Genomic DNA, 14,196 nt, shown 5'->3' with positions numbered 1-14,196 from the left:
GTGTACCTTTGTGTTTGTGCCGATGATGTTGTGCAAATACCCTAAAATCAGAACATTACGAACTTATGACATACAGGTTGCATTTGCATTATGAAAGTAAACACCCGTGCTATTAACTGATAAGCATTTGTATTTCATTGCCTGCCTAGAGTGTGCTAAGTTACGCTTAACGGACTCAATCAAAGCTCAAAAACGATATCGTGAAGCCCAAGCAGAAAAGGCACCTAACCGCAAAATACTCCCTACTACTGGTATGGTGGGTCATTTTGGTGTGCCTGGCAAAAAACGTTGGCTTTGTTAGTCTTTGTACCGTTTCTCCCGAGCAAACTGTTTCAGCAGAGGTAAGCCAACAAGTCGCTTCCACATTAACTGAAACGTCCTGCTCGTTATCGGAAAAATTATTGAGCTTTCACCAAATCAGCATGGAAGACCTTGCTGTTGCCCTGTTACTGATTGCTCTGATTGGCATTTTCACCGTTATCACCGCCTTTAAGCCTGTGCGTTTTTTTGCACAGCCAACAGGCCCTCCTCCGCGAATTTACCTTCGGCTGTGTGTATTTCGTGAATAAACAAAAAGATGGTTATCAACAACTATCACTTTGTTATTTATGGAAAAACTATGCTTAAAACAAAATTTATGACTCGCACTCTACTCAAGCCTCTATTGCGTGGATTGCTATTGCTATGGGCAATCAGCTTTGTGCAGATAGCCTCAGCTTCTGAGATGAGCTCAGGGTGGATTACCTCTGCCGATCATCCTCCTGTTCAAGTACGTTTTGATCTCACAGGCCAAAGAAACAGTGACACTCACACCGTCGAAGGTTTGTTAGAGGTTAAACTCGATGATGGCTGGAAAACCTACTGGCGAACGGCAGGTGAAGCCGGAGTTGCGCCCAGTATCGATTACTCAGATTCAAGTAATATTGAATCTCTCGAGTGGCACTGGCCATTCCCAGAGCGTTTTTCGCTGCTCGGAATAGAAACCTTGGGCTACCAATCCGATGTGATATTTCCTATCACATTGCATTTAAATGAGTTCTCACAACCAACAATATTGAATGCAACACTGACGCTTCCGTCATGCACGACGATCTGTGTTCTCACCGACTACCCCATCTCGCTTTCGTTTGTGGCCAATGACCTGACAACAAACGATCAAGTAATGCTCAATTACGCCAAGGCGATTAGCTCTGTACCAAAGGATTCACCTTTGCTAAGCGACGTAGCTGCAACTTGGGACAAGGCAAGCTCTAAGCTAGAAGTCAGCGTAACAAAGACCACACCTTGGCACTCTCCAGATGTGCTTGTGGATGGCAAAGCTGAAAATGTAGAAGATGCAAGCTTTAAGAAACCAACCATTACTGTAAATGGCAATACTCTGCATGCCGTATTTGAAGTAACCAGTTGGTTGGGCGCTCCATCTCTCGAGAACGAAACCGTTTCTGTCTCATTCTCAGATTCTGACTTTCTCGCCGAAGAACAAGTAGCGGTTAGCACCGGCGCGGTAGACCCTAGTACGACAAATCTATTGCAGATGTTGCTGTTTGCAGTTATTGGCGGCCTTATTCTCAATATCATGCCTTGTGTATTGCCTGTTTTAGGTATGAAGCTTGGCTCAATTGTCAGTATGCAAGGGCAACAAAAGCGTAAGATCCGATGGCAATTTATCGCATCTGCGCTCGGCATATTGGTCTCGTTTTGGTTGATCGCACTGTTTTTGACAGTGGTAAAACTATCCGGCGGAGCTTTAGGCTGGGGCATTCAATTTCAAAGCCCATGGTTTTTAGGCTTCTTGTTTGCAGTCACCGCACTGTTTGCAATGAATATGCTGGGTTTGATGGAGATCCGCTTACCTTCAAGTATGTCGACTTGGGTTGCCGATAAAGGAGATAATTCATACTCAGGACACTTTGTTCAAGGCATGTTCGCTACTCTACTCGCCACTCCCTGCACAGCGCCATTTTTGGGCACAGCCGTCGCGTTTGCCCTAGGCGCCAATATAAGCACACTGTTTGCGATCTTTTCAGCCCTCGCTTTAGGTATGGCCCTTCCGTGGCTACTGGTTGCCACTTTCCCGTCAATGGCGAGCAAACTGCCTAAGCCAGGTGCGTGGATGAACAAGGTGAAGATCTCATTTGGTTTGATGATGCTAGCGACCAGTATCTGGTTACTATCCTTACTTGGAAATCATCTATCACTGCTATGGATCATCGTCTTAGGGCTAAGCCTGTTTTGCGTGCTTATCGTTAAATCTAAATCAGCCTATGGAAAGAACGTCGCGGCAGTAATTGGCGTTGTGGGCATTATTATTGTGGGCGGAGGGTTAGTGACTGCAAGTCTGACTGCGGATAGTTGGGCAACTCCCCTACCCAAACAGCGCGAATGGCACAGACTGTCCGTTCCAGACATAGAGAAATACGTTGCCGCTGATAAAGTCGTCTTTGTAGATGTCACCGCGGATTGGTGTATTACCTGTAAAGCCAACAAGATAGGCGTCCTGCTTCAAGAACCGGTTTACTCAACATTGGACAATACCGAGGTGATTCGAATGAAGGGCGACTGGACGAGACCGAGTGACAGGGTTACTGGATTTTTGAGGAGCTATAACCGCTATGGCGTGCCATTTAATATCGTGTATGGCCCAAATGCCCCGCAAGGTATCGCCCTGCCAACGGTTCTTAGCAGTGAAGCAGTGCTCACGGCAATAGAACAAGCGAAAGGGACATATTAATGAAGAACGTCCTTAACCTCATTAAAAAGTCACTTATCTACATCCTGTTGTTTACTGTAATTTCAGTAGCGGTGGATCTATGGCGTACAAGAGACTTTACCTCTAGCCAGAGTCCAACGACACAAGCTACAGCGCTATCGGGAAACAACATAGACTTGAATGCCCTTAGCCAAGACAAACCCGTGGTTGTGTACTTTTGGGCAACTTGGTGTGGCGCGTGTAAGTTTGTGACACCCACGATTAATTGGCTAAGCCAATATTATGACGTTGTCGCCATCAGCGCCTCATCTGGCGAAGCTCGGCGCGTACAGGCCTTTATCAATAGTCACGACTATCACTTTGAAAATATTAACGACCCTAGAAGTCAGATAAGTTCTCGCTGGAATCTCAGAGTGACCCCAACAATTGCCATTGTTGAAAATGGCGAGATCAAAAACATTACCACAGGAATTACAACGCCAATCGGTCTACTTGCTAGACTGTGGCTTCTTTAAGGCATCTCATGAACATTAAAACATTACTTATTAGCCTATTCGCGTCACTGCTTGTTTTTGCCGCACCCGTGTTTGCAAACCAAACGACTACGACACAAAAAATACAAGAAATTGCTGACATGCTTCAGGCACACCCTGAGTTGGTTGATAGCCTACATGGCAATTTGCAGGCGTACATCGAGCAACAAGATCAGGTACAAAACGTTCTAACGCAGAATCACGATTATCTATACAACAACGATCTTCAGCCTTCTATTGGTAGCAAAGAAGCACCCGTAACCCTGATTGTATTTACTGATTACAGCTGCCCTTGGTGCAAGAAGTTCGATCCGGAGCTGTACAAACTTGTCGAGAACAACCCCGACACCGTTCGAGTGATTAATCTCTACGTTCCCCTTAAAGAGCAAAGCAGCGTTAACTCTGCTTCTTTTGGATTGAACGTATGGCGCGAAAAGCGCAGCAGTTATGAAGAAGTTCACCAGTTAATGGTGGCAAAACCTGGTGCTCATAATCTCAACTCCATCAGTAAGGTTGCGAAAAGCACCGACACCACAGCATTAATGAACCCATCCATGAAAAGCGATGAGCTTATTAATAAAAACCTCGAGCTTTTCCGATCACTAGGTATGAGAGGTACGCCTGCAATGCTCATCGATGGCGAGATGGTCAGCGGTTACCTTGCCTATGACAAACTACAAGCCTTAGTGGACGACAAACTATCCAATCTTAACTAAGGTTATCCGGTATTAAGGGCTCTTTGAGCCCTTCTAAATAGCGTGAGATGCATAAGCAAAGGAATAATAAGTGCGAATACTCTTTTTGACTGGACTTGCGATGATAGCGTTTGCAGCCAACTCTTTGCTTTCACGCTTAGCACTGGTTGATGGGGCTATTTCCGCAGAAGCCTTTACACTAGTTCGTATCGTCTCTGGAGCCTTGACCCTTAGCGCAATCTTAATGGTATTGCAGGGAGCCAAAGGCTTTTACCATCAATGGCGCATCGGATTCTATTCCGGTATGTGCCTTTTTCTGTACGCTTTACTTTTTTCTTTGGCCTACACCGAGCTCACAACTGGCTTCGGTGCACTCATTTTATTCGGCTCTGTACAGTTTTCTTTACTAGGCATACATCTATTTCAAGGACATCGCTTTAGCTCTATAGAGTGGCTTGGGATCTTGGTGTCTTTTTTAGGCTTTATTTGGCTAGTAAACCCGTCCTCTTCAACGCTTGCTCTGTGGCCAATGTTAAGCATGTTATTTTCAGGAGTAAGTTGGGCTGGATTTACTCTTCTAGGCAAACGATCCGGCGCAGCACTGCCGGCAACCACCAAGGGCTTTATTGTTGCTTCGGTTATTTCTATGGCGCTCATTCCTTGGGTATTGGATACTCAAAGCATAACCTCCCAAGGCCTTACCTATGCAGTGATCTCCGGTGCTATCACCTCTGGGATGGGGTATGTGCTTTGGTATGCCGTTGTTCCAAAGATATCCTTGCTCAGCGCATCACTATCACAACTCCTCGTTCCTGCCATTGCTATGATCATGGGCGTCTTGTTCCTTCGCGAATCCATAACCACTGAAAACCTACTCAGCATGTCGCTTATTTTGGGTGGTATTGCACTCACTCTCTATCAGCAACATCGTAAGTCTGCTCATTAATTCTCTGCTGAATTTGGCTCACAGTTCCCACAACCCTCGTACATTTAAACACCACTTAACGCGCCAAAGCCCACAATTGGCGCCAGTAGTGTATTCATTTGTTGACACCTAAAGGTTATATGATATTTATAGACGGTATTGACAATGCAAAAATAACAACATGGACGTAGTAATGGAAAATGCAATACCCTCTCAATCCTCCCCATCTAGATTAGGAACATTAGTTCGCTCATTGGGCCCAGGAGTAATGGCGGCGGCAGCGGCTGTTGGCGGCTCTCACCTTGTTGCTTCAACTAAGGCGGGCGCAATTTATGGATGGCAACTCGCTATTTTGATTTTGCTAGTTAATCTTTTCAAATATCCATTTTTTAGAGCTGGCGTTCAATATACGGTTGGAACAAAGACAAGCCTTGTTGAAGGGTATTCAAACCTAGGTAAACCTTATTTGATCTCGTTTGCGCTACTTAGTGTTATCTCCGCAATCGTCAACACAGCCGCACTGCTTATGTTCAGCGCAAGTTTGCTAGCCTATTTCATCCCTGTTGATCTATCCATGCCAACCTTGTGCATGATTGTGCTAGCAACCTGCCTTACTATCTTGTTTGTGGGGCACTACAAGGCATTGGATACACTATCAAAAGTGATTATGGCAGTGCTAACCGTGACTACGCTTATTGCTGTAGCCATCGCTTTTGGCAACCCTGTTGAACCTCAGCCAGACTTTGTATCACCTTCTCCGTGGACACTAGCTGCCATCGGCTTCATTGTTGTGACTATGGGCTGGATGCCAGCACCTATTGAAATATCAAGCTTGACCTCAATGTGGCTAAAAAGTCAGTGCAAAGGGCAAGAAGTCACAGCAAAATCGGCTCTGTTTGACTTTAACGTCGGTTACATCGGCACCGCATTATTAGCGATGGTGTTTGTGGCTTTAGGTGCGCTAATGCTTCATGGCTCAGGTGCACAGCTTCAGGCGTCTGGCGTGGGTTTCTCACATCAGTTAATCAGCCTTTATGCGGCGACAATTGGTGAGTGGTCTCGCTACCTCGTCGCTGTCATTGCCTTCTTCTGTATCTTTGGTAGCACCATTACGGTTATCGATGGTTACTCTCGCGTTATTACTGAATCTCAGCGCTTACTTCGCAAAAAGAAAACCATTCACCCAGCAATGAATCAAGCTTGGATGTTGATCGTCTCTCTATCAGCGCTGTTTATTGTGGTATTCCTAGCAAAAGCGCTACTACCTATGCTCGACTTTGCGATGGTTCTGGCCTTCATCACAACGCCATTCTTTGCGCTGTTAAACTACATTCTAGTAACACGCACGCCGTTGCCTGCTGAATTGGCAGTAGGACCAAGACTGAAAGCACTGTCTATCGTTGGATTGGTTTACTTGTTTGGCTTCTTAGCGCTGTTCGTGTGGTGGAAGTGGTTCATGTAATCTAAGCGAATCAAAACCAAAAAGAGAACCTTGATAGGTTCTCTTTTTATTTGGAAGCAATTTAAGTCAGGTTAAGTTCTATTGGCTCACCGAGCCAGCCTGCTCTTTGGGTATGGTCGATAAGAAAACTGCCAGCTTCAGGGTGAAGAAGTATCGTTAGGCCTTGCCTATTGGCATCCAACCAAGCGATGATCTCATCAAACTCGTCTTGCGAGAACAAGATTTGGTAGCTCCAACAAGGGTGCGGACCTACTGGCTTGGTATGCATTTGGCCAAGTTCAACATTGAATTTATTTGAAACAGGCTCTCGCAAGCTCTGTGCAAAAGCTAGGCTAGTTTCGTCAAAATACACATGTGCATGGTAACGCTCAAACCCTCGACTCGGTAACATCATACCTTTTAATGTCCTTATCTTCCCACAGCAATAAAAGAATTATACACCCTTGAAGTATTGCTTGTTGCCCGTTGGCGCAACCTTACTATGAATAAGTTGTACTGCGTTTGAGTCGCCCATATTATTCTGCAGTGCTTGTTGGAACAATGCGATTAACTCTTGCTTCCCTACTTGCAATTGGGTCTCTGTTTGAATATCTCGCAAATCAATCAGCACATCGGTAAACAGCTCCGGATAGTCCGACAACAATTCCAGATTGAGCACGTTATGTTCACTGTAGATACTGTTATGGCTACCTTTGTGCTTTTGAACCACATAAGGATTATCTTTAAGATTAATGATTGAGGTGCGCTTCTCACATTTTCTTAAACAGCCTTTGTTTACTTTAATCTTCTTACACCCTTCCGTTTGTTGGAACAGGCATTGACGGCTAGTTAACAGAGTATTTGGATGATAAATACTGTAGAAGGTTCGAAAGTTTTCCGGTCTCTTAATATGGCGAATCTGCTTTTTACTTAATTCATTAGAAATAAAGGCACCAGAGGCCGCGAACTCTTGCTGCTGGCAGTACATTGCAAATGAATTTGTAGTGTTCATGTGCGGGCCGGCAACCCAGCCAAGGCCAAGTTGTTTGGCCTGATACGCAACGCCTGAGTTATTGGTGATCAGTAGTTCAGGTTGAACCGTTTCCAAGAACTCAGTGGCAGCTAGAAAATCATCACCAATCAATATTGCAGGGAAACACGGTTTCAATCTTGGGTGTTCAGTGAACAGCTCAATCAAATCACTTAGCTCGGCCTTCATTCCCATTGGAAGTTGGTAATAATAATCGGCATCATCATTATTAAGCAGCTCGAGATCTTCTTTAGAAGAGATAAGAACAGACAGTTTAGGCGTCGCTTCTTCAGATTTATGATGGGAAAGCTTTTCAATCGTCGGTGTATCGATAGCGCCTTTTAAGCTGGAGCCATTATGATGAGCTCCTGTTATATCAAAGTCGGCGGTTTCTTTGGCGACACGCTGAATAATCTCCGTTTTATCATCGTAAAGCTTGGTTTTCACCCGCTTTAGCTGCTCTTCGGATGTCGCACCATAAACCTTTGAGAAGTGCGTTACAGCATTGTCTCTAGGGTTATCGATGTACATGTTTTTGCCAAAATCTGCCTGCAGAAACGCATTGGAGAAATCGCGATTGAACACTGTATACAGCTCAGTAGTGTCACTCGATAATGCTTCACCGTCACACAATCTATCGATTTGCTTGCGCCAATTGTCGACAACCGTAAACACGTAATGAGATTTTTTAATACGCCCTTCCACCTTGAGCGAATACACCCCAGCATCCACCAGCGCTTCTAGATCGCCAAATGCCGAATTATCTTTTAGATTGAGGGGATAATCATTACCTGTTTGTGTGGTTTCATACTGCTCACGACACGGTTGGCTGCATCGCCCACGGTTACCGGAAGCGCCATTGCGCGCCGAACTGATGTAACACAAACCTGAGAATCCAATGCAATAGGAACCGTGTACAAATACTTCCATCAGTACGTCGTGCTTTAGACCAAACTGAGCTAAGTGTTTAATTTCTTTAATGTTCAGCTCACGAGAAAGGTTCACCCTGCTTGCACCCAATTGGTTTAAAAACAGTATCTGTCCTTCATTGTGGGTGTTTAGCTGAGTTGAGGCGTGGACATCAAGCTGTGGAAAGTAATGCTTCAAGAGATAGGCCAGCCCCATATCTTGCACAATAACGCCATCAATCTTGGTGGTATTAAGCTGACTAAGAAGACGAACGATAGCTGGGATTTCGCTCTCTAGAATAAGAACGTTAAGCGTCAGGAAGATCTTACATTGATGCTGATGAGCAAGTTCAAGTACCCCATTCAGGTTATCTAGAGTCAGATTCGTGGCTCTATTGCGCGCATTAAAGCGATCAAGACCACAATATATCGCGTCTGCTCCCGCTGCGATCGCTGCCTTGATCGAGTCTAGATCGCCACCTGGTGCTAATAACTCAAACTGTTCTCTTTTCACAATGTCTTCCCGAGAAAAATTAGGCGCACATCTTACGTGATTAAAAGCAAAAAGTAACCTTAGCTGATGAAATAGTAATCAATGATTATTGCGTATTTAGCCTCACTTCCTCGGATTTCACTTTGCCAAGCACGTGAAAAACATGGCATTATAGGCATTACTGTATATTTGTATTACAAATATACAGTGAACAGGTGCTCTCTTAAAATTTTATCTATGTAGGCTGTTATGGGACTTTTTGACCAACTCGCTTTCTCAATTTCTGTTACCGGACCAATCTGTCTAATTTTGGTGATGGGAGTTGTTCTAAAAAAGGTCGCTATTATTAACGACGCCTTTATTGAAAGTGCCTCTAATCTCGTATTCAAGGTAACGCTACCTACTATGCTATTCCTTAGCTTAGTTGAAGCGGACCACGACTTTGCTACCAGTGCTTCGTTGGTGGGATTTAGCGTAGGCAGTAACGTGCTGTTCTTTGCATTTTGCACCGCCTTAGTGGGCATACTACTGAAGGGGAACAATGATAGTGGCGTAGTGGTGCAAGGGGCATTTCGTGCTAACACGGGCATCATTGCCTTAGCCTATGTCGCTAACATGTATGGTACAGAAGGACTGGCCACCGCCGCCATTTATGTTGCTGCAACCACCCTGCTTTATAATGTTCTTGCGGTGATCTCCCTAACACCTAAGGGCGCTCAAACGGGTGCCAGTGCACTCAAGACCATGACCAAGAGCATTACCAGCAACCCATTGATCATTTCAATTATGGCTGGCTTTGCCTACTCATTTATCGGACTGCCTGTTCCAAAAGTCGCCTCTGACGCAGGGCACTACTTCGCTAGCATGACACTTCCTTTGGCACTGTTGTGCACCGGAGGCTCACTCAATCTTAATTCGCTAAAGCATGAAACCATGCCAACTTGGATTGCCACAACATTAAAGCTCATTGCAGCGCCTATCGTCAGCTGTCTATTAGCTTATGTGCTTGGTTTTCGTGGTGAAGCGCTCGGTATCATCTTCTTTATGACTGCCTCTCCAACTGCTGCTGCAAGCTACGTAATGGCACGCTCTATGGGAGGCAATTCAACCCTAGCGGCTAACATCATTGCCCTTACTACTATCTTATCAGTCGTGACCACCACCATTGGTTTGGTGATTCTTAATAGTTTGAATTTGTTGTATTAGTGCTGATAGTGCTTTAACTATGTGCTTCAGTGTATTGAGTCGGACGTCATTCCGGAATTTGTAGAGCAAATATCCGGAATCTTGGGAACTGCCTTAACCGAGTAATGTGCTCACTAAGATCCTAGATATTTACTGCGTAAATTCTAGGATGACAGTTTGGGGTTCGTTTTTATGACAAAATGCCTTTTCTCACACGTTTTCAATTAGTCATAAAGAGGAACATTCCTCTTACATCAAATCAATCCACCCCCCTCCCACGTCATTCCGGAATTTGCAGAGCAAATATCCGAAATCTTGGAAACTGCCTTAATCAAGTAATGTGCTCACTAAGATCCTAGATATTTACTTCGTAAATTCTAGGATGACAAGGGGTGTTCTGTTTTAGTGCTCAAGTGTCATGCCTGATAACTCTCTAAGTCCGTCTATTAGCGACACGTTCCATATACGTCAAATCGCTCCACACGCCACCAACGTCATTCCGGAATTTGCCGAGCAAATATCCGGAGTCTTGGGAACTGCCTTAATCGAGTAATGTGCGCACCAAGTTCCTCGATATTTACTGCGTAAATTCTAGGATGACGGGTTGGGGTTCGTTTTGATGACAAAATGCCTTTTCTCACACGCTTTCAATTAGTCATAGAGAGAAACATACCTCTTAAGTCAAATACACCACGCACCCGCGTCATTCCGGAATTTGCAGGGCAAATATCCGGAATCTTAGAGTCTGCCTTAACCGAGTAATGTGCTCGCTAAGATCCTAGATATTTACTTCGTAAATTCTAGGATGACGGATTGAAGCTCGTTTTGGTGCAAAATGCCTTATCTGAACACGCTTTAAATTAGTCATTGAGAGGAACATTCCTCTTAAGTCAAATTCACTACACATCCGCGTCATTCCGGAATTTGCAGAGCAAATATCCGGAATCTTGGAGTCTGCCTTAATCTAGAAATGTACTTACTAAGGTCCTGGATATTTACTGCGTAAATTCCAGGATGACGGCATTTGCTGATGTGATGATTAGATCCATCATAAGTGATTTATACGATTGCATTTATCATCATAATCTACTCCCATACTAGAAGTCGGAGTAAAGAACATGAAAAAACTATTATTCGGTGTAATCGGCAACATGGGCCCAGAAGCAGATGCGCTATTTCAAGACATCGTAGCTAAAAAAGAAATGGAACATGGCGCTCTAAAAGATCAGGATCATATGGGTATGCTTGTTGTGAAAAACCCGGATATCCCAGATCGCTCTGAGGCAATCAATGAAGGCGGTGAAGACCCTGTACGTGAACTTCTGAAATCTGCACAAATGCTTGAGCGTAACAACGTGCGCTTTGCAGTCATGACGTGCAACACGGCGCATTACTTTAGGCAGCGCGTTCAGCAATGCACTGGTGTGTATATTGTAGATATGCTAAAAACCACAGTAGACGTAATCAAAGAAAAAGATCCTGAGTCTATTGTCGGCATTCTTTGTACCAATGGTACATATAACTCAGGCATCTACGACCAATATCTAACAGAAGCAAACCTTGTTTTCGTTAAACCAGATAGCTTTGCACAAGAACATTATGTTCACTGTGCTATCTACGGCGAAGTTACTGGAGAGAAAACCGAATGCGGACAAGATATCCGCATAAAGAACGGCATTAAATCTGGTGTGTTTGAACGCAATGCTGAACTACTTGCCAAAGCCGTTCAACCCCTTGCTGATAAGGGTGTAACAACCGTAATTTTGGGGTGTACAGAGCTGCCGCTAGTACGCAATTTATTACAAAAGCAGTTCCCAGACATCCACTTCATTGACCCTATGGAAGCAGTTGCTGACCGTGTTGTCGGGATTTACAACATAGCTGAACAGCGAATGAAGTCGAACTACATACCAAAGGTAGGCTTGAACCCAGAGAAAATTCAGACCGATGAAGAGATCATCAACTACATCTTAAGCCACATTTCTTACTAATTGGCCTAAAACCAAAAGCCCCAGCCTCTTTAGGTTTTTCGACCAAAAAGAGATTGGGGCTTTTCGTTATTCAAGTGGTGACTATGAATTGTCACAACCGCAACGGGAGCAGACACACGGACGTTTCATCAAGCCTCTCCACAACCAGATAACGCCCCAAATGCCACCAGTAAAAATGGTCATAATGAGGTGAATCCAATGCATAGGGTGTGATGTTTCATGGGTTGTGCCCTCATCACATGCTGGGCAGAATTTGGTTACTAGCGCCACTAATACTCTCCAAAGTGTCGTTCTATCTGACTAAACGTGTTTAGGCTATATATACCGCAAATGATGGGTATCTCGCCATATTAAACTCGTTTACAAGGGCAATTTTGTCGCATTAAAAGCCAAAACAGCCATTCAATTAGTCTCGAGAGGCTTTTAGAGCACCAAAATACTCCCTCCAGCTTATATGAGGTCTACCAGCAGCGAGACTGTACTGACTTTGGTTATCGGCTTTACCTTCACTGATTCCCTGATAAATCCCCGCAATCACAGTCCCAATGAATTCGCCTAGCTCAGCAACTCTGTCTTCACGATATTCTTCTACCGATATCGGTTTGTACTCTAATTGGGTATCAAGCGCTGCATTGATAAGGTCGGTCAATTGGTATTGAGACAGGGCTTCGCCATTGAGATTATAGATCTGCCCGTTGTGTTTTTGTTCTGTCAGCATCTTAGCATAGGCATAAGCTAACTCATCTCGGGTGGTGTAGCCGCATTTGCCGTTGCCAGCGCAGTTGATAATTGCACCAAGTTTTTGATAGCTGTCGACATACTCAATGTCGGGCTCAATGTAGATGCCGTTTCGACCAATTACCCACTCTAATCCAGATTCTTTTACATCGCTTTCTGTTTGACGATTACTTTGAATCACAGGCGAAAATGCCGTGCCTTCTTCTGCACCTTGCACACTGGTATATACTATTTTTTTAACGCCTGCATCTTTGGCTGCAAAGATAACATTACGATGCTGTTGTATACGTTTATCGGGAGCATCCATCCCCGAGACAATAAGCAAGGTATCGACTGATTGCAGGGACTGTTGTAATAAAGCTTGGTTGTCGTAATCCCCACCACGAACCTCAACACCCAAATGCTTAGCCTTTTCTGGAGTGCGGGCGAGTGCTACCACTTCCTCTTTGGGGATAAGAGTGATAAGTGCATTCACAATTGCACCACCAAGTTGGCCACTTGCCGCTGTTACCGCTATTTTCATCAGCATTTCCCCATTCGTTGTGAGTGTTAATCGTAGTAGAAAAAGACGAGGCACTGTTAATACACAGTGCCTCGACTTTTTCTATGCTTTAACCGAAGTCTTGATTGTACTTTTTAGGTTCTGCATAAAGGTTTTAAAGTGTGGCATAAAGTCAGCAAATAGTGGATGTTTTCTGTTTTGCATCATCACAGGTCCCAACAAACGAAGTGCTACCGCCACTCTAGTTGCATCTTGTTTCGGTAATTCACTGCCTTTATTGATCATTTCGACCACTTTGAACATATCTTCTCTATCTTGAAATTCAAACTGCAGCGTTCTGCTCTCTTCTTGCGCAATTTCTTCAATAGTGATGCGATAGTTGTGATCTTGTCTGATTTTACGAATCATAGGGTTACCTCATTATTTCAATTAGTACTTCTAGCTTTTTAAAAAGCGCTCAACTCTTGGTTTAAGCGTTACCGATACCACTGCCATTAACAGCAATGCTAAAGGTAGGGCCGATACCAAGGTATCTAGCCAAGTGTTTACTAGCTTCGATGTGTCAGCAAAACCAACACTGTTAACAGCGGTGCTAAGTGCCATGCCCGACTCCATCACCATGGCCATAGTCATGCCAATCAATACATTTCGTTTTTTCTCACTGGTGTTAGGTAAGAAGCGCTCAGCGAGCTTGGTCAATAGCGCCATAAACGCAAAGCCCAATGGCATCACAGTCACCGCGGCGGTAAAAAAGGCTCGTATCCACTGGTCAAAAAACAATTCGCTATAACCTTGGTTTAGGTAAGTCATCAATCCGGTGATAGAGCCACCCATTAATGTCATCATCCCCATCACAGCTAACACCTTCAGAAATAGAGACGGACTCTTAGCTTCTAGGCTTGTTACTGGCAATACAGCAGTTGTGCTCATGGATTATGTACCCTCTCACTTAGTTGACAAGCGCAACTATAATAGCTCAAGTTGATAGTGTCAACTATATTCTCATGTGACAACAAAAAACCCCGACTCAAAGAGACGGGGTTGA

At 44.3% G+C, this 14,196-nt stretch carries 13 protein-coding genes; 8 read left to right on the top strand and 5 right to left on the bottom strand.

All coding sequences use genetic code 11. The annotated features are described in order from the left end of the window. Positions 1 to 269 precede the first annotated feature (269 nt). The 6 genes from OCU46_RS05800 to OCU46_RS05775 all read left to right on the top strand — a co-directional run bounded on the left by OCU46_RS05800 (position 270) and on the right by OCU46_RS05775 (position 6,325). Entirely contained in the window at positions 270 to 569 is a 300-nt protein-coding gene (locus OCU46_RS05800) for a hypothetical protein (protein WP_244311352.1), read from the top strand. 50 nt (positions 570 to 619) lie between these two features. Continuing rightward, complete coding sequence (locus OCU46_RS05795; protein ID WP_141269963.1) at positions 620 to 2,731, top strand: protein-disulfide reductase DsbD family protein; 2,112 nt, start codon at positions 620 to 622, stop codon at positions 2,729 to 2,731. Continuing rightward, positions 2,731 to 3,225 (top strand): protein disulfide oxidoreductase, encoded by a 495-nt coding sequence (locus tag OCU46_RS05790; protein ID WP_141269961.1) that lies wholly within the window; start codon positions 2,731 to 2,733, stop codon positions 3,223 to 3,225. The genes OCU46_RS05795 and OCU46_RS05790 overlap by 1 nt, the downstream gene beginning before the upstream one ends. An 8-nt stretch (positions 3,226 to 3,233) precedes the next feature. Then, the gene (locus OCU46_RS05785; RefSeq protein WP_141269959.1) at positions 3,234 to 3,959 is read left to right on the top strand and encodes a DsbA family protein; all 726 of its coding nucleotides are present in this window, start codon (positions 3,234 to 3,236) and stop codon (positions 3,957 to 3,959) included. 70 nt (positions 3,960 to 4,029) lie between these two features. Then, positions 4,030 to 4,884 carry a DMT family transporter gene (locus OCU46_RS05780; protein WP_141269957.1) on the top strand — a complete coding sequence of 285 codons (855 nt, stop codon included), beginning with the start codon at positions 4,030 to 4,032 and terminating at the stop codon, positions 4,882 to 4,884. Between the two features lie 172 nt (positions 4,885 to 5,056). Then, the gene (locus OCU46_RS05775) at positions 5,057 to 6,325 is read left to right on the top strand and encodes an NRAMP family divalent metal transporter (RefSeq protein WP_141269955.1); all 1,269 of its coding nucleotides are present in this window, start codon (positions 5,057 to 5,059) and stop codon (positions 6,323 to 6,325) included. 61 nt (positions 6,326 to 6,386) lie between these two features. Here the strand turns inward: OCU46_RS05775 and OCU46_RS05770 are convergent, their stop codons facing one another. After that, positions 6,387 to 6,719, bottom strand: a complete 333-nt coding sequence (locus OCU46_RS05770; protein ID WP_141269953.1) for a DOPA 4,5-dioxygenase family protein — start codon at positions 6,717 to 6,719, stop codon at positions 6,387 to 6,389. Positions 6,720 to 6,758: 39 nt separating this feature from the next. Next, a complete protein-coding gene (locus OCU46_RS05765) occupies positions 6,759 to 8,756 on the bottom strand; it encodes a peptidase U32 family protein (protein WP_141269951.1) in 1,998 nt (665 codons plus the stop codon). 228 nt (positions 8,757 to 8,984) lie between these two features. On the opposite strand from OCU46_RS05765, the gene OCU46_RS05760 reads away from it, so the two are divergent. After that, entirely contained in the window at positions 8,985 to 9,941 is a 957-nt protein-coding gene (locus tag OCU46_RS05760) for an AEC family transporter (RefSeq protein WP_141269948.1), read from the top strand. 1,097 nt (positions 9,942 to 11,038) lie between these two features. Continuing rightward, positions 11,039 to 11,911, top strand: a complete 873-nt coding sequence (locus tag OCU46_RS05755; RefSeq protein WP_141269946.1) for an aspartate/glutamate racemase family protein — start codon at positions 11,039 to 11,041, stop codon at positions 11,909 to 11,911. A 406-nt stretch (positions 11,912 to 12,317) separates the two neighbouring features. Here OCU46_RS05755 and OCU46_RS05750 read toward each other — a convergent pair whose 3' ends face one another. The 3 genes from OCU46_RS05750 to OCU46_RS05740 form a co-directional block, all read right to left on the bottom strand. Continuing rightward, a complete protein-coding gene (locus OCU46_RS05750; RefSeq protein ID WP_141269944.1) occupies positions 12,318 to 13,172 on the bottom strand; it encodes an SDR family oxidoreductase in 855 nt (284 codons plus the stop codon). A gap of 81 nt (positions 13,173 to 13,253) precedes the next feature. Next, complete coding sequence (locus OCU46_RS05745) at positions 13,254 to 13,559, bottom strand: DUF3861 domain-containing protein (RefSeq protein ID WP_141269942.1); 306 nt, start codon at positions 13,557 to 13,559, stop codon at positions 13,254 to 13,256. Between the two features lie 30 nt (positions 13,560 to 13,589). Then, positions 13,590 to 14,081 carry a DUF2798 domain-containing protein gene (locus tag OCU46_RS05740; RefSeq protein ID WP_141269940.1) on the bottom strand — a complete coding sequence of 164 codons (492 nt, stop codon included), beginning with the start codon at positions 14,079 to 14,081 and terminating at the stop codon, positions 13,590 to 13,592. Positions 14,082 to 14,196 lie beyond the last annotated feature (115 nt).

Origin of the sequence: Vibrio comitans (genome assembly GCA_024346835.1) — a bacterium.
Taxonomy (GTDB): Bacteria; Pseudomonadota; Gammaproteobacteria; order Enterobacterales; family Vibrionaceae; genus Vibrio; species Vibrio comitans.
This window is presented reverse-complemented; position numbering and strand designations above follow the sequence as displayed.